Origin of the sequence: Paenibacillus taihuensis (assembly GCF_003386535.1) — a bacterium.
Classification (GTDB): Bacteria; Bacillota; Bacilli; order Paenibacillales; family Paenibacillaceae; genus Paenibacillus_Z; species Paenibacillus_Z taihuensis.
Map to the genome: position 1 here is coordinate 121,719 of NZ_QTTN01000003.1, position 19,789 is coordinate 141,507.

A 19,789-nucleotide genomic window follows, 5' to 3' on the forward strand; every position below is an offset into this window, starting at 1 on the left:
CCGCAGCTTGGCGCTTCTTTTATGGAGAGGAGATCGATCAAAAGCATGAGGACATTGGTTCCGGATCATTTCAACTCGAGTATGGTGGATTTGTACGGCTTGCGGGTAGAAGCATGGGTGCAGTCGCTTTCCGATCTGATTGCCCGCTGCGAGGAGCAGTTCGGCATTACTTTGGAAGCGCCGTTCGATAATTTGTCTTACAACTATATTGCGCATGGCACGACTCAGGAGGGCAAGCCGATCGTGCTCAAGATTGCTTTCTTGAAGGACGAGCTCGCACAGGAAATACGTGCGATGAAAGCTTTTGCCGGCAGAGGAGCCGTCCAGGTGCTCGAGTGGGAGGACGAGCTTGGCGCTGCAGTGCTCGAACGTGCGATTCCCGGCACGCGGTTGTCCACAATAGAGGACGACAAGAAAGCGACTGAGATTTTCTGCCAAGTATCGGAGCGGCTTCGTTGTCCGTTTGAAGGAGAAGCGAGCCATTTCATGACGATGCGGAGATGGTTCGAAGCCATAGCCCGCTATCGCAGCCGCTTCAGCCAAGCTGGCGAAGGAGGGCCGTTGCCTGAGCATTGGCTTACAGGAGCTGAACAAACATTGGAGGAGCTTCTCGCATCCACTACGGAAACGGTGCTGATTCACGGAGACCTGCATCATGAAAATATTTTAAGGCAAGGGGAGGACGAGTGGGCTGTTATCGATCCGAAAGGGATCGTTGGCGACGTTCATTTCGAGACGCTGCAATACTTGCTTAATCATAAAGAACGTGGCGGCGACCCGGACGCCGTCTTGCGCCGACGCGTCGCGATCATGACAGAGCGGCTCGGTCTTGACCCGCGCCGCATTGCGCGGTGGGGCATCGCCCGCGGCGTGCTCGAAGCATGCTGGACGATTGAAGACGGCGGGGACAACTGGCAGGAAGGCATCGAAATATCGGAGCGGTTCGCGAAGCTGATGGTCTAGTGGACTCGCCATATCGCCATATCTCTATATCTCTATATCTCCATATCTACATGTGTCCATTCACAGCAGCTTCATTGCCTCGCGATAGGCTGTAGGCGACTGCCCGTAGAGGCGTCGGAATTGCTTGGAGAAGTAGAGCGGGTCCTGGAAGCCGACGGACGCCGCGATCTGCTCGATCGTCAGCTCCAGCCGTTCGCGCAGCAGCAGATGCGCCTTGTCGATGCGCAGCTTGAGCAGGAACGTCACCGGCGTAATGCCGGTCTGCTGCTTGAATATGCGCGACAGATAGGCGCGGTTATAGCCAAGCGTCTCCGCCATGTTCTCGATCGAGATGGGCTCGGCGTACTGCGTCGACAAGTAGCGGATGACCTGGCTCGTCAGCATTTCGCTGTCCGAGCCGCGCTGCTGCGACGCGGCGTCCTCGCCATGCTGCGCGGAGCCGAATTCGGCGAACAGCAGGTGCAAGTAGCCGGTCGCGCGCAAGCTTGTCGCAGGCCCGCCGATCCGGAAGGAACGCTGGATGCTGTGAAACAGCACGCCGATGCGCGGATTCTTCCCGGTGTCGATGATCGGGACCACGGTATCCAGCCCCGCACCGGCGACGAGTCCAGCCGCGCGCGCGCCCTCGAACGCAATCCAGCGGTATCGCCAAGGATTGTCTTCGCTCGAGGCGTAGCTGATCAGCTGGTCGGGATGAATGAGGAAGGTTTGCCCTGCCTGCAGCTCATGCACGGCTCCGGCGTACGTGAACGTCCCCGTACCGGATAAGATATGGTGCATGAGATAGAAGTCATATACTTTCGGTCCGATGACGTGACTCGGCTTCGTCTGGCTCTCGCCAGAGAACAACACATATATATCACCATGTTCATCCGGCACGGGATTGGACAGCACGGAGTAGGTCGGAATAAGCTCCATAAGGCTGAACTCCTTCGTTTACGACATCTGAATGTTACTGGTAATTGTAGCATAAAACGCAGCGCTAGCGCTTCATGAAGTCACAAAATTCCATGCTTACTGCACATCATGCCATTTTGCAAAACCGTTTCATCCGCTATACTGAACCTAGAATCATTCAACTACAATACGAAAGAGAGTGGTATGAATTCATGGCTAACATCGAACAATTGACGAATCAGTTTCTGAACATATACGGGGAGTCAGCGGAGCCAATCGCTGTATTCCATGCGCCGGGTCGCGTTAATCTGATCGGCGAGCATACGGATTACAACGGCGGTTACGTTTTCCCGGCTGCACTCACTTTCGGCACGACTCTCTTGATCCGCAAGCGTGAAGACAATCAACTCGGCCTCGCATCGACGAACTTCGAAGCAACGAGCAAGCATTTGCCGATTTCGCCGATTGTTTATGATGAAGCGGATGATTGGATGAACTATCCGAAAGGGATTGTGAATGAGCTTCAGCAGCGCGGCGTAACGTTCGCGAGCGGCTTCGACCTGCTGTATCACGGTGAAATTCCGAATGGCGCGGGATTGTCGTCCTCGGCTTCCATCGAAGTCGTAACAGCTTACGCGCTGCTTACGGTGTCAGGTCTTGCAACAGACACTGTTCAAATCGCGCTTCTGTCGCAGAAGTCGGAGAATGAGTTCAACGGCGTCAAATGCGGCATCATGGACCAGTTCGCGGTGGCGAACGGCAAGAAGGATCACGCGATTCTGCTGATGTGCGACACGCTCGAATACGACCTCGTTCCATTCAAGTCCGGTGACTACCAGCTCGTTATCGGCAACACGAACAAGCGCCGCGGACTGGTGGATTCGAAGTACAATGAACGCCGCAGCCAATGCGAGCAGGCTGTTCAAGATTTGCAGGCTGCTTTCCCTGAAGTGACGCTGCTCGGTCAGCTGTCTGTAGAGCAGTTCAACGCAAACCAGCATCTTATTCAGGACGAAGTGGTACTGAAGCGCGCGAAGCACGTTATTGAAGAGATCGACCGCGTTCTGCAATCGATCAAGGTGCTGAAGGAGAATGATCTGGACGCATTCGGCCAGCTCATGAACGCTTCCCACGACTCGCTGCGCGACCTGTACGAAGTAACGGGCGACGAGCTTGACGCGATGGTAGCGGCAGCGCGCACAGTGCCAGGCGTACTCGGCTCCCGCATGACAGGCGCAGGCTTCGGCGGTTGTACAGTATCGCTTGTACACAAGGACAGCATCGAGACATTCAAGGCAGAAGTTGGACGTCAATATACAGCAGCAACAGGACTGACAGCAGACTTCTACGTTTGCACGATCGGCAATGGCGTAGAGCGACTGTCTTAATGATACAAATTAAACAATAGAGAGGGAGAGAAACTATGGCAGTTCTAGTAACAGGGGGCGCGGGCTATATCGGCTCGCATGCAGTAGCGGCATTGCTGGAGCGCGGCGAAGAAATCGTTATCGTCGACAACCTGCAGCAGGGACATAGAGATGCGGTGCTTGGCGGCAAGCTGTACGTCGGGGATTTGCGTGACGGCGAGTTTCTGGACACGGTTTTTGGCGAGAACAGCATCGACGCGGTCATCCATTTTGCGGCGAATTCGCTTGTTGGCGAGAGCATGAAGGACCCGGGCAAATATTATCACAACAACGTGTACGGCACGCTGTGCTTGCTGGAGAAAATGAACCAGTACGAAGTGAAGAGGATTGTGTTCTCGTCCACGGCAGCTACGTACGGCGAACCGGAGAATGTGCCGATTCACGAGAATGACCGGACATTGCCGACGAACACGTATGGCGAAACGAAGCTCGCGATGGAAAAAATGATGAAATGGTTCGACGCCGCATCCGGCATCAAGTATGTATCGCTCCGTTATTTCAATGCGGCAGGCGCGCATGCGAGCGGCAAAATCGGCGAGGATCACAATCCGGAGACGCATCTTGTGCCGCTTATTCTGCAAACTGCACTGGGTCAGCGCAGCCACATCTCCGTCTTCGGGGATGATTATCCGACGGAGGACGGCACTTGCGTCCGCGACTATATTCACGTCAGCGATTTGGCAGACGCGCACGTGCTGGCGGTTGATCGCCTCCGCAGTGGCGGAGACAGTGCGATCTACAATCTGGGCAACGGTACGGGCTTCTCCGTGAAGCAAGTGATCGACATTGCTCGTCAGGTTACCGGCCGCGAGATCCCGGCTGCTATTGAAGCGCGCCGCGCAGGCGACCCTGCGGTGCTGGTCGCTTCTTCGGATCGCGCGCGTACCGAGCTTGGCTGGAGCCCTTCCCGCAACAAACTTGAAGATATCATTGGCAGCGCGTGGGCATGGCATCAAGCGAATCCGACGGGCTACAACAAGCAATAGAGCGTGAAGCTGCAAAGAGAGGAGCATTTCAGATGACTGAACAGAATAAAGTACCGAGCACGGAGGATGTGCTCATTCTAATCGAACGGCTCGTGCAATTTGCAGCGCAGCGCGGCATGCTCGCTTCAACGCTTGATGAATACGGCGCACGCAATGCGCTGCTTGATCTATTCCGTTTGACGGAAGCGTACGGCGGTCCGGTACCGGAGGAGCGTCTGGAGAGTGCCGGAACCTTGCTTGAGCCGCTGCTCGATTACGGCTCATCGATTGGATTAATCCAAGACAATACGCTTACCTTCCGCGATCTGCTTGATTCGCGCATTATGGGACTGCTCATGCCACGTCCGTCCGAGACGGCTGCACAGTTCAAGCGCACGGCCGAGCAAGAGGGCGTCAAGAAGGCGACGGATGATTTCTACCGGCTTAACATTGATTCGAACTACATTCGGATGGACCGGATTGCCAAGAACCAATATTGGCAGCATGAGACCGATTATGGCAAGCTGGAGATTACGATCAATCTCTCCAAGCCGGAGAAGGATCCGAAGGAAATCGCGCTGCTGAAGACGATGGCGCCGAGCCATTATCCCAAATGTCTGCTTTGCCCGGACAACGTCGGTTATGCCGGTCGCGCGGATCATCCCGGCCGCCAAAACTTGCGTATCGTTCCGCTGGAGCTGCAAGGAGATGCTTGGTATTTCCAGTACTCGCCGTATGTGTACTATAACGAGCACAGCATTGTGTTCCACAGCAAGCATGTGCCGATGCGGATTTCACGGGATTCATTCGCGCGTCTGCTCGATTTCGTCGATGCATTCCCGCACTATTTTATCGGTTCGAATGCGGATTTGCCGATAGTCGGCGGCTCGATTCTGAACCATGATCATTTTCAGGCAGGCCGCCATGTATTCCCGATGGAGCTGGCGCCAACTGAGCAGACGTTCGTTGATCCATCCGTACCAGGCTTAACGTTCAGTACGGTAGCTTGGCCAATGTCCGTTGTTCGGCTCAGCGGGTCTGACAAAGCGGCTGTTCTTAAGGCAGCAGGCCATATCCTTGACTCATGGCGCGAATACAGCGACGCGGATGCTAACATTGGGGCATTCACCGAGAAGGACGGAGAGCGTATTCCGCACAATACGATCACGCCGATCGCGCGTCTGCGTGACGACGGGCAGTATGAGATGGATCTGGTGCTGCGCAACAACCGTACCAACGATGAATTCCCGGATGGCATTTTCCACCCGCATCCGCATCTGCACCATATCAAGAAAGAGAACATCGGCCTCATTGAGGTGATGGGTCTTGCGGTGCTGCCAGGCAGGCTCAAATCCGAACTGGAACAGATTGCGGCACTGCTGACTGGTGAAGCTGCGTACGACAGTACTGCGGTGCGAAGCGGCGTGCTTGGCAAGCATGCGGATTGGATCGAGTCGTTGGTTGCGGAGCATGGCGGAACGCTGAAGAAGGAGCAAGCCGAAGCGCTGTTGACGGGTGAAGTCGGCGGCAAGTTTCTTGAAGTGCTGAAGGACGCGGGCGTCTATAAGCGTACGGCGGAAGGTCAGGAAGCCTTCTTCAGATTCTTGAAATCGATCGGATTAACAAAGGCGTAATAATCGTAAAATAAGAAGCTTTTCTCCTGTTAAGTAAAATTAAACAATAGGGAGAAAGGCTTCTTTTTTGTCCATTTCGTGATATTTCACAAATACATCACATTTTTATTGGTATAATTTAATATAAAAAAAAGGAACTTTAGAAGTTACGTCGAAAATAATTATGTAAAGCAAAATAACGATAACTGGGGGGACATTCACATGCCGATTCCTATTATTCCAATCGATGCCTTCTTAGCGCTGTCGAGTGATGAGCAAGTTGAAAAGCTGAAGCAGTGGAAGATGGATTACACGCTGAAAGATATCCGAGATGCTTGGGGTTTTAAGCACTCCGCTCAATATTACATGCTGCTGAAGAAACTTCGGATTTATGAGCGTGTCGTGAATAAATCGGATAAATTTTCGCCGGAGCAGCTGATGTCGGCAAGATTAGGCGCAGATGCCTATACATCTGCCGGCTATGCCTTACATGAGCGTTCGGTTCCTGCAGATCAATTCGGCTATGAGTTGAATGTAACGCTGAACGGACCAGAGCTTGCAGATAAACTGGAGCGACTGGCTCACTTTCTAAAAGGTGAACATAAAGCGGTTACAATTAAGATGTCGATCTCCGCATCCCGTGCGGTGCCGGCGGCGTCCTCCGAATCGGATATCGAAGAGCAATAGCCATAATAAATAAAACCGAGCGCCAGCAGCGCTCGGTTTTATTTATGTACGGATGATCATAGACGTGGATGATTACTTCTCCCGCAGCTGTCCAAGCTCGGAGACGATGGCTTCTACTTCGCTGATGCTGAATTTATCTTTGCTCGCTACGATCTCGTATACATCCTTCAGATCCTCATAGCTGTCCAGGCTGAAGTTGGATGCTTGCATTGCAGCGCCTGATGCCATGCGCAGCTTGTTCTTGATCGTATCGATCATGAATTCGATGTTGGCTTGATTCGGTTCTGCCAAGTTTCTCATTCGGGTATTCCTCCTTACGTATCTTAGATAGCTTGAACGTATTGTATCATGCCTGCTGCTGCGTTTGCTATGGCATATCATACAAGGTTATTTGAAGCTTCCGGATGATTTCGGGTACAATGAGGAACGAGAGCAGGTAGAGGAGATTTTGTACAGATGGGCAATGGGGCTAAGCTGCGAAAATATCGGCATTCGGATCCGGTCAGCCGGGAACGTGTAACGATTGAAGGTGTATGTGGTCTGCTTCGCGAAGCGGCCGCGCAGTTCCCGAATCGGGAGAACGTCGCATTCGTCTGCATTGGGACGGACTGCTCGACAGGAGACTCGTTCGGCCCTTGGGTCGGCACGATGCTTGCGGAAGCGGGATTCCCGCATGTAATCGGTACGCTGGCGCATCCGTGCGACTCAGACCGCTATGAGGCGCTTACGGCAGCGATCCCGCGTGAACGTACAATCGTTGCGGTTGACGCGAGCTTAGGGAAGAAGGATGAGACGCCGAGCTACATCATTGCAAGGGGGCCGCTCTATCCAGCCCAGGCTGTCGGGAAGCGGCTTCAGCCAATCGGGGACTATAGCATTGCAGGCATTGTTGCTCCGAGCAGTGTGAAGCCTTATTGGGCGATCCAGCACGCATCCTTATATGAAGTGATGGGTATGGCACGTGCCGTTGCAGATAGGATTATTGAGGCTTGGCAGGAATCGTAATCGTTCGATTTTATGATAAAAAGGATGTGTCTTCAGATGACAACGAAACAGCTTTCTTTGGCGAATGAGCAGGTTCAATTACCGAATGGGCAGCAGCTAGCTTACTATGATTCCGGTGCTGGGGAGCAAGCGAAGCCAGTCATCGTTCTGCTGCACGGCTTCTGCGGAAGCTCTGCATATTGGGAGGAAGTCGTACCGGCGCTTGAGAAGCACGGTCGTGTACTCGTTCCGGATCTTCGCGGCCATGGCCGAAGCTCAGCTCCGGATGAATCGCCATATGCGATGGATGAGTTTGCTGCGGATCTGCATGCACTGCTGGAGAAACTGAACATCGAGCGCATCCGTTTGTTTGGCCATTCGCTTGGCGGTTATATTTCGCTCGCGTTCGCCGAGCAGCATGCTGAGAAGCTGGCATCGTTCAGTCTGGTCCACTCGACAGCGAAGCCGGACAGCGAGGAAGCGAAGGGCAATCGGGATAAGGCGGCGGGAGCGCTGCAGGAGAATGGCATTCGTCCTTTCGTCGAAGGACTTGTGCCGAAGCTGTTCTCGCCTGCGCATCGGGATTCCATGAAGCAAGCCGTGACTCACATCACGGAGATTGGCTACGAGGCTTCAGCTTCCGCAGCTGCAGCGACTGCGCTTGGGATGAAGGCCCGGCCAGATCGTACGGCGGTTCTCGAGCAGCTGGACATGCCGATTCTGCTCGTTGCAGGCTCCGAGGATGCAGTCATCGCGCCAGCGAATACGTTTACCATTGATGGCCCGCTTGTAACGCAGGTACTGTTGGAAGGTTCGGGCCATATGAGTATGGCAGAATCGCCGGCCGAGCTGGCTGAAGCGCTGATTGCTTTTATAAACGAGATTTAGCTCCACGGAGAGGAGAGGGTCCTGTTGTTTCAAAGAGATTATTTCATGCGCATGATTGAGCAAATGAGCGAAGTCGCCGGTCAAGTGATGGGTCTGCGTCAGCAGCGCAAGCAGGAGGAAGCGCTTCTCGTCATCGATGAGCTGCTCGACCGCAAGTTTCGGATGAACAGCAAAGTCATTAAGCAGCTGTCGGACGCCGATCTGGTGCGGATTATGACCTTGCACGGTGTCGTCGAAACGGCGAATTTGCACGCCATTGCGCTGCTAATAAAGGAAGAATCGGAAATATTGAACGAGCTTGGCCGGACGGATCAAGTTTTTGCATTGCAGCTGAAGGCGTTCCATCTGTTCATGCGTCTTTCGCTGCTGGACGCGCCGGCCATGCTGCGGACGCCTTCCGAGGAAGCGGCGGAAATGGCCGCGAAGCTCGATGTTTATGAGCTTCCGGAAGCGACGAGGCTGCTTATGTACGAGTGGCATGAAGGCGACGGGCGTTATGATGAAGCCGAGAATGTGCTGTATGAGCTGCTTGAAGACGGTGTGTTGATTCCGGAGGACGCCGTTGATTTCTATCGCAGATTGCTGCTGCTGCCGGATGAATCGTTAATCGCCGGCGGGCTGCCGCGCGATGAAGTGGCCGAAGGCTTGGAGCAAGCTGCAAGAAAGACCGAAGTGAACTAGGAGCTGAACATAGGAAGATGGATCAAATGGAACAATGGCAGCAGGATGTAACGGAATGGGTGCGCGAACGGCAGCTGCGACAGGCGACTTTCAGCCAGCAGCGGCGCAAGGACGGGGATGTCCCTGCCAAGACTGTGATCAGGCCGATTGAGCTGAGAGGCGAGCTGCACTATCAGTTTCAATATTATGTCGGCAATAAAGTGACGCATGAGAATGTGCCGCAGACGGATGCGGCTGACCGTATGATTACGTGGCTTGAGCAGAATTACCGTCAAGCGCTCATTAAGACGAATGCGGCGGATGTGCAGCTGCTGTTCTCCAAGAAGGGCAAAGCAACTGTGCTGACGAAGCCTTCAACCGTGAAGGCGGAGCCGGAATCGCTTGCTCATAACCGGCAGAAGCAGCGCGTCGTACAAGAAGGCGAAGCAGCCCCGTTCCTTGTTGAGCTTGGCATTATGACGAAGGATGGCAATGTAGCAGCGAAGAAGCAGGATAAATTCCGCCAAATCAATCGCTTCCTCGAAATGGTGACCGATGTGCTGCCCTATTTGCCGGAGGACCGTGAAATTACGATCGTCGATTTTGGCTGCGGCAAATCGTATTTGACGTTTGCCCTCTATCATTTGCTTGCGGTGAAACAGCAGCGGAAAATCTCCGTCGTTGGGCTTGATCTGAAAGCGGACGTAATTGCCTTCTGCCAGGAGCTTGCGAACAAGCTCGGCTATGACCGTCTTCGCTTCCAGGTGGGCGATATCGCGCAGTATAAGGATCAGTCGGAAGTCGATATGGTCGTGACGCTCCATGCTTGCGATACGGCTACGGACGCAGCGCTTGTGAAAGCAGTGGAGTGGGGTGCTTCCGTCATCCTGTCGGTCCCTTGCTGCCAGCATGAGCTGTTCCGCCAAATCGAGAATGAAGCGATGTCGCCGCTCCTGTCGCACGGCTTGCTGAAGGAGCGTTTCTCCGCGCTTGCAACGGATGCAATCCGCTCACAGCTGCTCGAAGTGCTCGGATACCGAACACAGCTGCTTGAATTTATCGATCCGGAGCATACGCCGAAAAATATGCTCATTCGAGCTGTTCGGACAAGGGGGGGGATTGCGACAGCCGATCAAACCCGTAAATGGCAGGAATATGTCGTGTTCCGGGATATGCTGAGAGTATCGCCATATTTAGAGCGGGCGCTAGGTGAGCGCTTGCCGCAGTAATGAAGTTATTGTCGAACAAATAATGGGTATGATAGAATAAATCTGCATCTATGCTATTTGTCCCGAGCCTTTTTACATAGAAAACATTTTTTTTCTGATTTGGGTGGAGAATATGGGACTGATGACCGGGTTTGATATTAGCCTATTCATATTTTTGTTGGTAACTTTCATCTATGTCTTTACATTCAACGTCATAACGACGCAGCATAAGGTTTATTTGCTGTTCCACTTCTTCATGATGTTCTGGCCGATTTGCCAAGTCGGTGTCCACACAACAGATAATCCAAACCTCCAGATTATATTCATTAATACTTCCTTTGTCTGTTTATCGATGCTTGGCTTTGGGTGGCTTCTGTTTACTAAGTTTTTAGTGAACGCTGCCTATCGGCCAAGCCGTAAGTTTTTAGCGTACATGGTTTTGCCTTCTTTGATCATGTCGGTTTTTGTCGTATGGAATCCGGCAGAGCTATTCATGCGGCCGGTTGACGGGAGTTACACCGAGCGAATTTATGGCCCGATCTTTTGGGTGCTCGCTGCGCTGCTAATCTCTTATTATGTGATTTCTGTCCGAATGCTGCTGGGAACTTACCGTTTACGTAAAGCGCAGCAGGAAGACCGGGTCAGCATCGTCAACGCGCTGATCGGCATCATTATCCTCGTATCGCTGTCTTTGCTGGACATGGTCGTGAATGTCGTGCTTGATCCATGGCTGCCGGTTATACCGGGACTTACTTCGCTTGGCATCGTCACGTCGAATCTCTATTTTGTATTTGCGCTGCAGCGGAACCGTACGCTCGACCTCGTCAAAATCGCGCACCAGGACGTTGTCGATACGCTCTCTGTCGGCGTCATTGTACTGGACGAGCACGATCAGGTCATCGAGATGAACCGGATTATGAGTCCATTCTTTCGTATTCGCGTCGGCGAGAAGCTGAATATGGCGAAGCTGCTTGCAGGCTATTCGACTGACGCAGCAAGTGAAGAATCGTTCTTGCACATGTATCAGCATCAGCCTTCAAAACGGATTCAGACGGAAATTGTCATCGAACATGACAAGCTGCAGACGAAATTCTTCTCCCTGCATGTTGCTCCGGTTATCGTGGGCGGGCGCCGAATCGGCAGAGTGATAACGTTCCAGGACATTACGGAGCTGAAGTCGCTTATCTTGAAATCGCAGGAGCATAATTCCTCGCTTCAGGAGCGGAACCGTGCCCTCATTTACATGCAGGACGAGCTGTTCCAAGCGAATCGCAAGCTGGAGCAGATGGCGATTACGGACAGCTTAACTGGCTGTTTTAACCGCAGATATCTCATGCAGCAGCTCGAACATGAGGTATTAACGAATTTAAGATACAAGATTCCTTTTGCACTCATCCTCTTTGATATCGATTTATTCAAGCAAGTGAATGATACGTATGGGCATATTGTCGGCGACGAAGTCATTCGACGCACGGCTGAAGCGGTTCGTTCATCGCTGCGGCGAACCGATATATTGGCACGTTACGGCGGCGAAGAGTTTACGCTCTACATGCCGCACACGACAAGGGAACATGCGGAGATGCTTGCGCAGCGCGTCCGTGAAGCGGTAGAGGGGAATTTCATTCAGCTCGGACGAGGCCGTTCTCCTATTTCGGTCACGGTCAGTATGGGTATGATAGCAGTGGAAGAACCGTTCCATCAGCAGTATGATGACATTAAGGAATATTTGAAGGAATTGTTCTTGAAAGCAGATTCAGCGCTATATCGCGCGAAGGATGACGGACGTAACCGGGTTGTCAATCTGTAACGAACGAGGGGGCAAGCAAGTGTCGCATCATGGACGGAATACCGCGCTGGCCATTGCTACAGGATTAACTGCCGCAGCAGGCGGCTTAAGTGTACTGGCAAGTCATGCACATATGCTGCTCCCTGTCGTTATTGGCGTCTCTGCTTTTGCGACGGCGATATTTTCTTTCGGATTGTTTCTTGGAACCAAGTATGACCGCCTCAAGTTTGAGGCGACAATGGATAGTGTGACGGATGTGTATAATCGTCGCTTTATAGAGGCCAACTTCAAGATGCTGCTGCGGCAGGCCGAGCGCAAACGGAAAAGAATGACCGTGATGATGCTCGATGTGAATGATTTCAAGGAAGTTAATGATCGCTACGGTCATATGCAAGGTGACAAGGTTCTTGCTGCTATTGCAGAGGGGCTGAAGCAATGCGGTGATCGAGGCGAGATTACCGGACGTTGGGGCGGCGATGAATTTATTATGATTTGCCCTTATGCCGATGAGAAACATGTGGAAAGACTATTGAATCAAATTCATGAACAGCTTCAAAGCATTTCGCTCAAGACTAGCCTACGGTTGTCGGTTTCAGTCGGACATGCTGCGTATCCGGAACACGGCACAGATCTATGCCAGCTTACGCAAAGCGCAGATAAACGGATGTATGCCGACAAATATTTGCGCAAGAAGCAAGCGACCGAGCCGACAGCGTTGCAAGCGTAATATGCAGTAAGCGATAAAAGGCGGGAACAACGATGAGAAAAGTTCACATTAACTCGGTTAAACCCGGGGAAAAGCTTGCCCGCCCAATTCACCAAGAGAACGGGAACATTTTGCTTGGAGTCGGGGTAGAGCTAAGTCAGCGCTTTATTGATCGGCTGGCTGGACTTGGGATCGACATGCTTTTTATCGATGACCCGCTCACAGAAGGATTAGAGCCAACGACGGCAATCCGAGACGCAACGCAGAAATCCGCATCGGATACGATTTACAAAACGATGACTTCACTCATGGACCAGCCAGTTATAAAAGGCCGGGCGATTGCCCCGGACCTTGGACGGAATTTCCGCAAAGTTTTCGGCGACATCATGCAGGACCTCGTTCGCCGCGAAGATATAATGGTCAGCTTAACGAACATCCATGTGGCGGACAGCTACTTGTTCCAGCACTCGCTGAACGTAGCTATTCTGGCGGGCATCATGGGGCTTGCGAAAGGCTACAATCGCAATCAGCTTGAAGAGCTTGGCATGGGCGCTCTGCTGTTTGATATCGGGATGACGCAAGTGCCGAAAGAAATTGTGATGAAGTCGGGTGCCCTTACCGACAAAGAACGTCTGCTCATGGAAAAGCATACGGAAGACGGCTTCAATCTGATTCGTGTCAACCATGATATTTCTCTGCTGTCAGCGCACTGCGCACTTCAGCATCACGAGCGTTATGACGGTTCCGGTTATCCGCGCAAGCTGAAGGGTGACGGCATTCATGAATATGCTCAGATTGTTGCGATTGCGGACGTATACGACGCGCTAACTTCGCCAAGGCCACACCGGAAACGCCATACGCCCTCAGAGGCGATCGAGTTTCTGTTTGCAGCAGGCAATACGTACTTCAACATCGATCTGATTAAACTGTTCTGCAAACATATTTCGATCTATCCGGTAGCGACAACCGTCATGCTCAGCACAGGACAAATTGCAGTTGTCGTTCGCAATGATCAGCTCGCGGTAAGTCGTCCGGTCGTAAGAGTGATTCGGGAAGCGAACGGCTCGGCGCCTGCTGAAGCTTATGAGATCGATTTGAAGAACGAACAGAATTTGATGATTACAAAGGAGCTGTAACGGGGAAGGGGGAACATCAATAATGGCAAGCTTAAACCATCGAGCCAAAGATCACTTCAACACGGGTAAACCAACCTTTTCCACCAAAGCGCTCCTTCATAGTCGTACAGTCGTTGAGAAAGAAGGGTATGTATCGACAGGCATACTCGCTCATGCGGAAGGCGACATGATGGAAATCGAAATGACGGAGTTCAAAAACTTTGAACTCGGCGATCCGGTTAGCATGACCATATACTCTCCCGTGGGCATTCACCGGCTGCAGTCGACCGTAATCGCGAAGGCAGAGGGTTCGCTCGCAGTTATTTTCCCCGTACGTTCGCTTGAAGGGCTGGATGAGAAGCGCGAATCGCCCCGTATCGCTGTAATGGCGAACGGGAACATCGTGCGGACACTCTCGAGAATGGTAAAGACGAGTGAAGGCGAAGCGTTGGTGGAAGCTGAGGATCGTCTCGATATTTCGGTCCGCAATATTAGCGACTCGGGTATCGGTTTTGTTTTTTCGGGCGGCAGCGCGGATCTTAAGAGGGGCGAGGCTTTAAAAGTATCCCTGCAGCTCGGCTTCAACTTCGAATGCGGCCTGGACATTATCCGGGTAGAGGATCAGGGAGACGGGAAATTCTACGGTGCACGATTCCATGCTTTGAATGAGCAGCAGCGGCGGGCGTTAAGAGCCTATTTGCTCCGAGCGCAGGTCGAGGCTTATTTCAGGCTTAAGCAAGATAAGGCGGATAAGGCTTCCAAGAAGCGTTGATGATATGCCTAGGTGATGCATTGAATCATTGAATGATTGAAAGAATGATTCAATGAATGATTAAATGATAGATGGAATGAATGAGAAGACGCAGGTCGGATGTTTGGCATCCGGGGTGTCTTTTTTTTTATCTCGAGGAAAGTGCTACAATTGGTTAATAAAGGAAGAAATTGGCGGACCAATCAGGGGGAGTGTGGCTATGAGAAATGTTGGCTTACCGGTGCTAATGGCGTTGCTTGCGGCCTGCGTCCTGTCTGGCTGCGCGTACCGATATGGAATGTTTTTCGATACGGATTTCTTCCGCTGGGAATGGCTTATTATTGCCGGCAGCTCTCTCGATGTCGTTGTTCATTGGATATGGATGCCGAAGACTGAACGGACGCTTACTCCGGCATATGGGCTGCTGTTCATCGCGCTTCTATATGTGCTGGCGTTGGTGCACCATCCCGCTTCCGTTCTTAGCAGTATGGAACAAGCGCTTCGCTGGACGGCATATGGAGCTTTCATGAGTGCATTATTGTGCTGGTTCGGTAGTGAGCGGCTTCGTGTCTATCTGGCGGCGGCCTTACATGCCTCTGGTTTGTTTGTTATTATTGGCGCTCTGGCCGGCTGGATGGGACTTGTCACATTTCCCGATATTGTGCTGATTACAAGCGACTCACGGCTATCTGCAGTCGGCAGCAGGCTCGCGGGCTTCATGCAATACCCGAACTTTCTGGGAGCGGTTGCGGGAGCCTACTTGTTATGGTTCCTCATCCACACTGTACGGACCCGCCGGGTCATGACGTTGGTCGTCGCTTCGGCAGGTATTGTTCCCGCTGCACTCGTACTGCTGCTCACGGAGTCCCGCGGGGCTTGGCTTGTGACGGTGGCGGGGTGGCTGGTGGGATGGTGGTTGGTTGGAGGAGGGGGAGAGATAGGAAGGGCGAACGTAAGGGAGACAGCACAGGCAATGGGAGCGGGAGAGAATGGGAGTACGGCGGACATAACTGCATGGACCGTATCGAGACTTGTTGTTAACCGGATGGCTTGGCTGCTCTGCAGCGGTTGGATGTTGGTTTGTGCGGTGTTTGCATATCGGTTGATCGTTGGGAGCGGTATGCGCGGTGAGCATGCGACGGCTAGGATTGGGGAGATTGCGTGGCTCGTTGTAATCTCCGCAGCTGCGGTCGGCGGGTTTGTTGCCTGGCGATCATTATTGATGCATGCCCCGGCGAAGTACCTTAGAACTGGCGCATGGGGTGGTTTGTTGGTAGGGCTGTCTTGTGTGGCGCTGCTTCTGCCCTCTATGCTTCGTGGCCGATTGAGCGGAGGGTATGAGACAGCTGGAGCGCGGGGGCTGTTCTATCACGATGCGTGGACACTTATTCGGCGTGCCCCGCTGCTGGGGAGAGGCGGAGAGAGCTGGCGCATGCTGTTTACTCAGGTGCAGTCGCAGCCTTATGTCGGCAATGAGGTGCATAGCGGGTACTTGGAGCTTGCGCTGGATCTAGGCATCCTTGGTTTGATCGTATTTGCCGTGATTGGGATTGTTCTCTTAAAGCGAGTGTGGCAGGCGGATCGAATCGTGCTCGTCCCGATTGGCGTGCTGCTGCTTCATGCGGCGGTCGACTTCGACATGTCGTTCGGCTATTATTGGCTGCTGCTGGTTGGTTTTGTGGTGTATGGGATGGGGAGCGAGCGCGAGCGGGTTGCGATAGCGAGATTGTGGCGGCGGCTAGGTTTGCTGGCCGCCGCGGCTTGGCTTGCCGCCGCCGCCGTGCTCGGCGTGCGGTTCGATCGCGCCGTGCAGTACCGCGAGGCCGCCTCTGCAGCCTCGGGTAGTGCGCAAGCAGCATTAGCCGCGCTACGCGCGGGGCTCGATGCGAATCCGTATTGGACGCGGATTCGCATCGAGCTGGCAGAGCTGGCACCGCCGCCGGAACGGGCGGTGCTGCTCGCGGCCGGGCTGCGGTATGAGCCGCAGTCCGTGCCGCTGCTGTGGGCGCTCGGCCAATTGGCGGCCGAGCGGAGTGATGTGCAAGGCGCAGCGCACTATATGTGCCTTGCACTGCGCTACGACCGCTTCAGTCTGGAGCATCAGACTGAAGCGGTCGTGACGATGTCGCAGCTCGCCGTCGGGATGCGAGCTGCGGGGCGCCTCGATGACGCGAGGGTGGCCGCGGATTCGGCCGTCACCTTCTTCGCAGCGTACGAGGCGCAAGAGCAACAAGCGCTCGGCGTGAACAGCCGCAAATTTGCGGTCACGCCAGCAGCGCAAGCAGCAGCGGAGCAAAGCCGCCGGCTGCTGCTCCAATTCGGCTCTCCGGCGGGGAAAGCGCCGGTCGAGGAGCCTATCGCTGACTCGAGTGCTACGCAAGCAGCAATTTTCACCCCATAGCTCACTCATCCACTTTGTGATAAAGTGGAAATTAAGACGAAGAACGTCCGAAAGCCAGCGATGGCAGTCGGACGTTCTTTTTTTTATTTTCAAAAGGAGGATGAGAAGCAATGAGTACATTTGAACAGCGGCATAGCTTGTTTATGGAACAGCATGCAGCAGACCGCTTCGGTGAGAGAAAAGGCAGGTTGCTGAGAGGACATCAATTTGCAGAGAAGTTATTTTTGCAAAATGTATGGTGGCCGGTGTTTGGTTCCTTCGAGCAATTGCATCCGGAGTTCGAGGTGTATGATTGGAACCGCAAGTCAATGTTTCTTGATTTTGCTTTTGTAACATCAATCTGCCGATTCGGGATCGAAGTCGATGGCTATCAAAGCCATGTCAAAGAAATGGATAGAGAGAAATTCAGCTATGCCTTGAATCGCGACACCTTTCTCACAGGACTAGGCTGGAAAATGCTCCATTTCTCTTTCGACGACATCCAAAGTCGCCCCGAGATTTGCCGAACGTTACTGCAGTTGGCGATTAGTCCGTATTTGTTGAGAAGTGACAGCATTCAATCTACAACCCGAATAGAAAAAGATATCCTTCGCCTTGCTTGGAAGCTTGGCCGTTCGCTTCGGCCGAAGGATGTTCGAGATGAGTTCGGCTTCGATTACCGGACAATAAGGAAGCATCTTGCCTCATTGATGGAGAAACAGTTTCTCGAACCCGCCTCCCGAGGACGCGTGATACGGAAATTTACTCTGAAGCAAGGGGCGCTCGAGCATATCGTTGGATAAATCGTCGACTAACTAATAGCCAGCTGGGACTCCCACTTCTCACGTGTAATGGATTTTTCCACCATAGAAAGCCATTTTCGGGCAAAACAGCGATCTATATTGGATATTTCCATTCATTTTGTCTGAAGATCACCCATTTCAGCACGTTTGCCGAAAAATGAGTGGATTTATCCAACATAGCCCCGCATTTTCTCGTTTTTGGGCTGAAATGAGTGGATTTATCCATTATAGCTTCGGTAGGCGGGAGGTTTAGAGGGTTGGATGGCCGGAGGGTGGGATGGGAGGTTTAGAGGGTTGGATGGCCGGAGGGTGGGATGGGAGGTTCAGAAGGCCGGGAGTCTGGGAGTTTCGGGTTTTGGGTGGCCAATCAGTTGAGTGGTTTTGAAATAAAGCTTAGAAGGTAGCAAAGTAGAGGAATGGTGTTGGAAGCGCAGCAAAGGCAGACGGCTTGGGTTTAAGGGTTCCCTTAAAGGATCTCCCACCACCCCCCACACCAAAAATAGGCTAATCACCTCCATGGTTTGTCCACTCTATTAAAGGGGCTCTAGCATATGATGATAGCAAAACCCGAAAGGAGTGATCATTTATGGCTACTAAACGCGTAAAACCATTACTTTACAATCCAGCAAGTACGGGTCGAGTCATTCGCAAGTCGGTACAAAAAAGCTGCTGCAATACTCCAAGCGGCGGCTCCAGCTCCAATCCAACATTTAACCGCCTTACAGTTGTATGGGTTAACCGGAACGGCGTTCCGTTCGATACGACGGGCTTCTTCGCACGGTTATTCCGGAACGGCGTGTTGGTCTCGACAGCTTCCTTCGACAGCTTCGGCGTTGTACGTTTCAACAATATCGGAACGCCGACTAATGTCTCCTACACTATCCGTACCTTCAATGCAAACGGAGTATTATTCCGTACTCGCACGATCCCGCGCGGGGTCGCAGCGTATGCCATCATTGGCTAACAGACAGCATATCCCTCATTTATGACAACAGCAGCACGGCTCTTTGGGAGAGCTTGTGCTGCTGTTCCTTTTTTCGATGACCGTATCCCGCAGCCTCATCCGCCAAAAGCATCGCGGAACGCTGCGCACAGCTTCGCTTGATCGACTTCCCATAATGCGGCGATTTCGGCGCTCACATTCTCGTCCCACCAGTCGGACAGCAGCTTCCGGTTGCTGGCGTTCTCATGAATGAAGTGGAGACTGAACGTCACTTTCTCCAAGTACAGCTTCTCAGCTTGCTCAATCTTCTCTTTCGGGATATAGACACCGAGTCTTTTCACCGTACGGTACAGCTCATTCTGGCAGGCGCGTCTAACCTTGCGTGCGCTCGGATAAGCCGAATTATGCTTCGGGGCAGCGGATTTCATCGTCACCGACTCCTCTCTTACCCCTATATATGCGTCCCGAGTCGGACTGGTCACAAGTCCCCCTACTGCACCACGATATACCCGATCATCGGACCGCCGTTAGCGAGGGAGGTATGCGTAAGACAGAGGATAGGGTATGTCCCTTTTTGCTCCGCAGTGAAGTGCACCGTCGTCGTTTGGCCTTTATTGATCTCACCTTTAACCCCAAGCTCGTGGATGACAAAAGGATGCGATTTCCCGTTCACCCCCGTAATCCGCAGCTCGACATGCTCGCCTTTGTTCACGACAATCGTGCCCGGATCGAATCTGTACACCTCAAGCTCTTTGCCATCGTCGGTCTTCGTCTTGAACTCGCCGGTTACAAGCTGAATGACCCTTGTCCCTTGTGCATCTGCAAGCGTGGCCCTCGATTGGTTCCATCTCAGCGCAAAAGCGGCCGTGATCATCACCATCACCACGAGGAAAAACAGCCACAGCTGTTTTCTGCTAATGACAAAAATATTTGACATAACCGCCCACCAGCTTTCACAGAATATGATAGCTAGTCTATGCATAGGTTTAGGCAGCAATGACTTTGCTTTAAAG

General features: G+C 52.8%; 20 protein-coding genes. 16 read left to right on the forward strand and 4 right to left on the reverse strand.

Annotated elements, in window-relative coordinates; all coding sequences use genetic code 11:
- Positions 1 to 45: 45 nt before the first annotated feature.
- Positions 46 to 963, forward strand: coding sequence for an aminoglycoside phosphotransferase family protein (locus tag A8990_RS03910; RefSeq protein WP_181909382.1), 918 nt, complete (start codon positions 46 to 48; stop codon positions 961 to 963).
- Positions 964 to 1,023: 60 nt separating this feature from the next.
- Here the strand turns inward: A8990_RS03910 and A8990_RS03915 are convergent, their stop codons facing one another.
- Positions 1,024 to 1,881 (reverse strand): AraC family transcriptional regulator, encoded by an 858-nt coding sequence (locus tag A8990_RS03915; protein WP_116187719.1) that lies wholly within the window; start codon positions 1,879 to 1,881, stop codon positions 1,024 to 1,026.
- A 191-nt stretch (positions 1,882 to 2,072) separates the two neighbouring features.
- On the opposite strand from A8990_RS03915, the gene A8990_RS03920 reads away from it, so the two are divergent.
- From A8990_RS03920 to A8990_RS03935, 4 genes are all read left to right on the forward strand, one after another.
- Positions 2,073 to 3,248, forward strand: a complete 1,176-nt coding sequence (locus A8990_RS03920) for a galactokinase (RefSeq protein ID WP_116187720.1) — start codon at positions 2,073 to 2,075, stop codon at positions 3,246 to 3,248.
- 35 nt (positions 3,249 to 3,283) lie between these two features.
- Entirely contained in the window at positions 3,284 to 4,273 is a 990-nt protein-coding gene (gene galE, locus A8990_RS03925; RefSeq protein WP_116187721.1) for a UDP-glucose 4-epimerase GalE, read from the forward strand.
- Positions 4,274 to 4,305: 32 nt separating this feature from the next.
- Positions 4,306 to 5,886 carry a UDP-glucose--hexose-1-phosphate uridylyltransferase gene (locus A8990_RS03930; protein ID WP_116187722.1) on the forward strand — a complete coding sequence of 527 codons (1,581 nt, stop codon included), beginning with the start codon at positions 4,306 to 4,308 and terminating at the stop codon, positions 5,884 to 5,886.
- A 201-nt stretch (positions 5,887 to 6,087) separates the two neighbouring features.
- Positions 6,088 to 6,552, forward strand: coding sequence for a hypothetical protein (locus A8990_RS03935; RefSeq protein ID WP_116187723.1), 465 nt, complete (start codon positions 6,088 to 6,090; stop codon positions 6,550 to 6,552).
- A 72-nt stretch (positions 6,553 to 6,624) separates the two neighbouring features.
- Here A8990_RS03935 and A8990_RS03940 read toward each other — a convergent pair whose 3' ends face one another.
- Positions 6,625 to 6,852 carry a DUF1128 domain-containing protein gene (locus A8990_RS03940; protein WP_116187724.1) on the reverse strand — a complete coding sequence of 76 codons (228 nt, stop codon included), beginning with the start codon at positions 6,850 to 6,852 and terminating at the stop codon, positions 6,625 to 6,627.
- Positions 6,853 to 7,008: 156 nt separating this feature from the next.
- On the opposite strand from A8990_RS03940, the gene yyaC reads away from it, so the two are divergent.
- From yyaC to A8990_RS03995, 11 genes are all read left to right on the forward strand, one after another.
- Positions 7,009 to 7,557, forward strand: a complete 549-nt coding sequence (yyaC, locus tag A8990_RS03945) for a spore protease YyaC (RefSeq protein WP_116187725.1) — start codon at positions 7,009 to 7,011, stop codon at positions 7,555 to 7,557.
- 36 nt (positions 7,558 to 7,593) lie between these two features.
- A complete protein-coding gene (locus A8990_RS03950) occupies positions 7,594 to 8,424 on the forward strand; it encodes an alpha/beta fold hydrolase (RefSeq protein ID WP_116187726.1) in 831 nt (276 codons plus the stop codon).
- 24 nt (positions 8,425 to 8,448) lie between these two features.
- Positions 8,449 to 9,105, forward strand: a complete 657-nt coding sequence (locus A8990_RS03955; protein WP_116187727.1) for a DUF6483 family protein — start codon at positions 8,449 to 8,451, stop codon at positions 9,103 to 9,105.
- 17 nt (positions 9,106 to 9,122) lie between these two features.
- Entirely contained in the window at positions 9,123 to 10,313 is a 1,191-nt protein-coding gene (locus A8990_RS03960; protein WP_116187728.1) for a class I SAM-dependent methyltransferase, read from the forward strand.
- Between the two features lie 121 nt (positions 10,314 to 10,434).
- On the forward strand, positions 10,435 to 12,099 hold the full coding sequence (locus A8990_RS03965) for a histidine kinase N-terminal 7TM domain-containing diguanylate cyclase (protein ID WP_116187729.1): 1,665 nt from the start codon (positions 10,435 to 10,437) through the stop codon (positions 12,097 to 12,099).
- Between the two features lie 19 nt (positions 12,100 to 12,118).
- On the forward strand, positions 12,119 to 12,805 hold the full coding sequence (locus A8990_RS03970; protein ID WP_181909383.1) for a GGDEF domain-containing protein: 687 nt from the start codon (positions 12,119 to 12,121) through the stop codon (positions 12,803 to 12,805).
- 32 nt (positions 12,806 to 12,837) lie between these two features.
- Positions 12,838 to 13,920, forward strand: a complete 1,083-nt coding sequence (locus A8990_RS03975; protein ID WP_116187731.1) for an HD-GYP domain-containing protein — start codon at positions 12,838 to 12,840, stop codon at positions 13,918 to 13,920.
- Between the two features lie 22 nt (positions 13,921 to 13,942).
- On the forward strand, positions 13,943 to 14,671 hold the full coding sequence (locus A8990_RS03980) for a PilZ domain-containing protein (protein ID WP_116187732.1): 729 nt from the start codon (positions 13,943 to 13,945) through the stop codon (positions 14,669 to 14,671).
- Positions 14,672 to 14,870: 199 nt separating this feature from the next.
- A complete protein-coding gene (locus A8990_RS03985; RefSeq protein ID WP_181909384.1) occupies positions 14,871 to 17,051 on the forward strand; it encodes an O-antigen ligase family protein in 2,181 nt (726 codons plus the stop codon).
- Positions 17,052 to 17,194: 143 nt separating this feature from the next.
- Positions 17,195 to 17,833 carry an endonuclease domain-containing protein gene (locus A8990_RS03990; protein WP_245995832.1) on the forward strand — a complete coding sequence of 213 codons (639 nt, stop codon included), beginning with the start codon at positions 17,195 to 17,197 and terminating at the stop codon, positions 17,831 to 17,833.
- A 586-nt stretch (positions 17,834 to 18,419) separates the two neighbouring features.
- Positions 18,420 to 18,797: a hypothetical protein gene (locus A8990_RS03995; protein ID WP_116187735.1), complete on the forward strand. Its 378-nt coding sequence runs from the start codon at positions 18,420 to 18,422 to the stop codon at positions 18,795 to 18,797.
- A gap of 95 nt (positions 18,798 to 18,892) precedes the next feature.
- Here A8990_RS03995 and A8990_RS04000 read toward each other — a convergent pair whose 3' ends face one another.
- Positions 18,893 to 19,204 carry a dehydrogenase gene (locus A8990_RS04000; protein WP_116187736.1) on the reverse strand — a complete coding sequence of 104 codons (312 nt, stop codon included), beginning with the start codon at positions 19,202 to 19,204 and terminating at the stop codon, positions 18,893 to 18,895.
- A 62-nt stretch (positions 19,205 to 19,266) separates the two neighbouring features.
- The gene (locus A8990_RS04005; RefSeq protein ID WP_116187737.1) at positions 19,267 to 19,713 is read right to left on the reverse strand and encodes a cupredoxin domain-containing protein; all 447 of its coding nucleotides are present in this window, start codon (positions 19,711 to 19,713) and stop codon (positions 19,267 to 19,269) included.
- Positions 19,714 to 19,789: the final 76 nt, after the last annotated feature.

Bases quoted from the DNA above. Each gene is read 5' to 3' on its own strand.
- A8990_RS03910 (WP_181909382.1), top strand. From the start codon at position 46: ATGAGGACATTGGTTCCGGATCATTTCAACTCGAGTATGGTGGATTTG.
- A8990_RS04000 (WP_116187736.1), bottom strand. From the start codon at position 19,204: ATGAAATCCGCTGCCCCGAAGCATAATTCGGCTTATCCGAGCGCACGC.
- A8990_RS03995 (WP_116187735.1), top strand. From the start codon at position 18,420: ATGGCTACTAAACGCGTAAAACCATTACTTTACAATCCAGCAAGTACG.
- A8990_RS03915 (WP_116187719.1), bottom strand. From the start codon at position 1,881: ATGGAGCTTATTCCGACCTACTCCGTGCTGTCCAATCCCGTGCCGGAT.
- A8990_RS03935 (WP_116187723.1), top strand. From the start codon at position 6,088: ATGCCGATTCCTATTATTCCAATCGATGCCTTCTTAGCGCTGTCGAGT.
- A8990_RS03980 (WP_116187732.1), top strand. From the start codon at position 13,943: ATGGCAAGCTTAAACCATCGAGCCAAAGATCACTTCAACACGGGTAAA.
- A8990_RS04005 (WP_116187737.1), bottom strand. From the start codon at position 19,713: ATGTCAAATATTTTTGTCATTAGCAGAAAACAGCTGTGGCTGTTTTTC.
- galE (WP_116187721.1), top strand. From the start codon at position 3,284: ATGGCAGTTCTAGTAACAGGGGGCGCGGGCTATATCGGCTCGCATGCA.
- A8990_RS03950 (WP_116187726.1), top strand. From the start codon at position 7,594: ATGACAACGAAACAGCTTTCTTTGGCGAATGAGCAGGTTCAATTACCG.
- A8990_RS03985 (WP_181909384.1), top strand. From the start codon at position 14,871: ATGAGAAATGTTGGCTTACCGGTGCTAATGGCGTTGCTTGCGGCCTGC.
- A8990_RS03930 (WP_116187722.1), top strand. From the start codon at position 4,306: ATGACTGAACAGAATAAAGTACCGAGCACGGAGGATGTGCTCATTCTA.
- A8990_RS03960 (WP_116187728.1), top strand. From the start codon at position 9,123: ATGGATCAAATGGAACAATGGCAGCAGGATGTAACGGAATGGGTGCGC.
- A8990_RS03965 (WP_116187729.1), top strand. From the start codon at position 10,435: ATGACCGGGTTTGATATTAGCCTATTCATATTTTTGTTGGTAACTTTC.
- A8990_RS03975 (WP_116187731.1), top strand. From the start codon at position 12,838: ATGAGAAAAGTTCACATTAACTCGGTTAAACCCGGGGAAAAGCTTGCC.
- A8990_RS03920 (WP_116187720.1), top strand. From the start codon at position 2,073: ATGGCTAACATCGAACAATTGACGAATCAGTTTCTGAACATATACGGG.
- A8990_RS03990 (WP_245995832.1), top strand. From the start codon at position 17,195: ATGGAACAGCATGCAGCAGACCGCTTCGGTGAGAGAAAAGGCAGGTTG.
- A8990_RS03940 (WP_116187724.1), bottom strand. From the start codon at position 6,852: ATGAGAAACTTGGCAGAACCGAATCAAGCCAACATCGAATTCATGATC.
- yyaC (WP_116187725.1), top strand. From the start codon at position 7,009: ATGGGCAATGGGGCTAAGCTGCGAAAATATCGGCATTCGGATCCGGTC.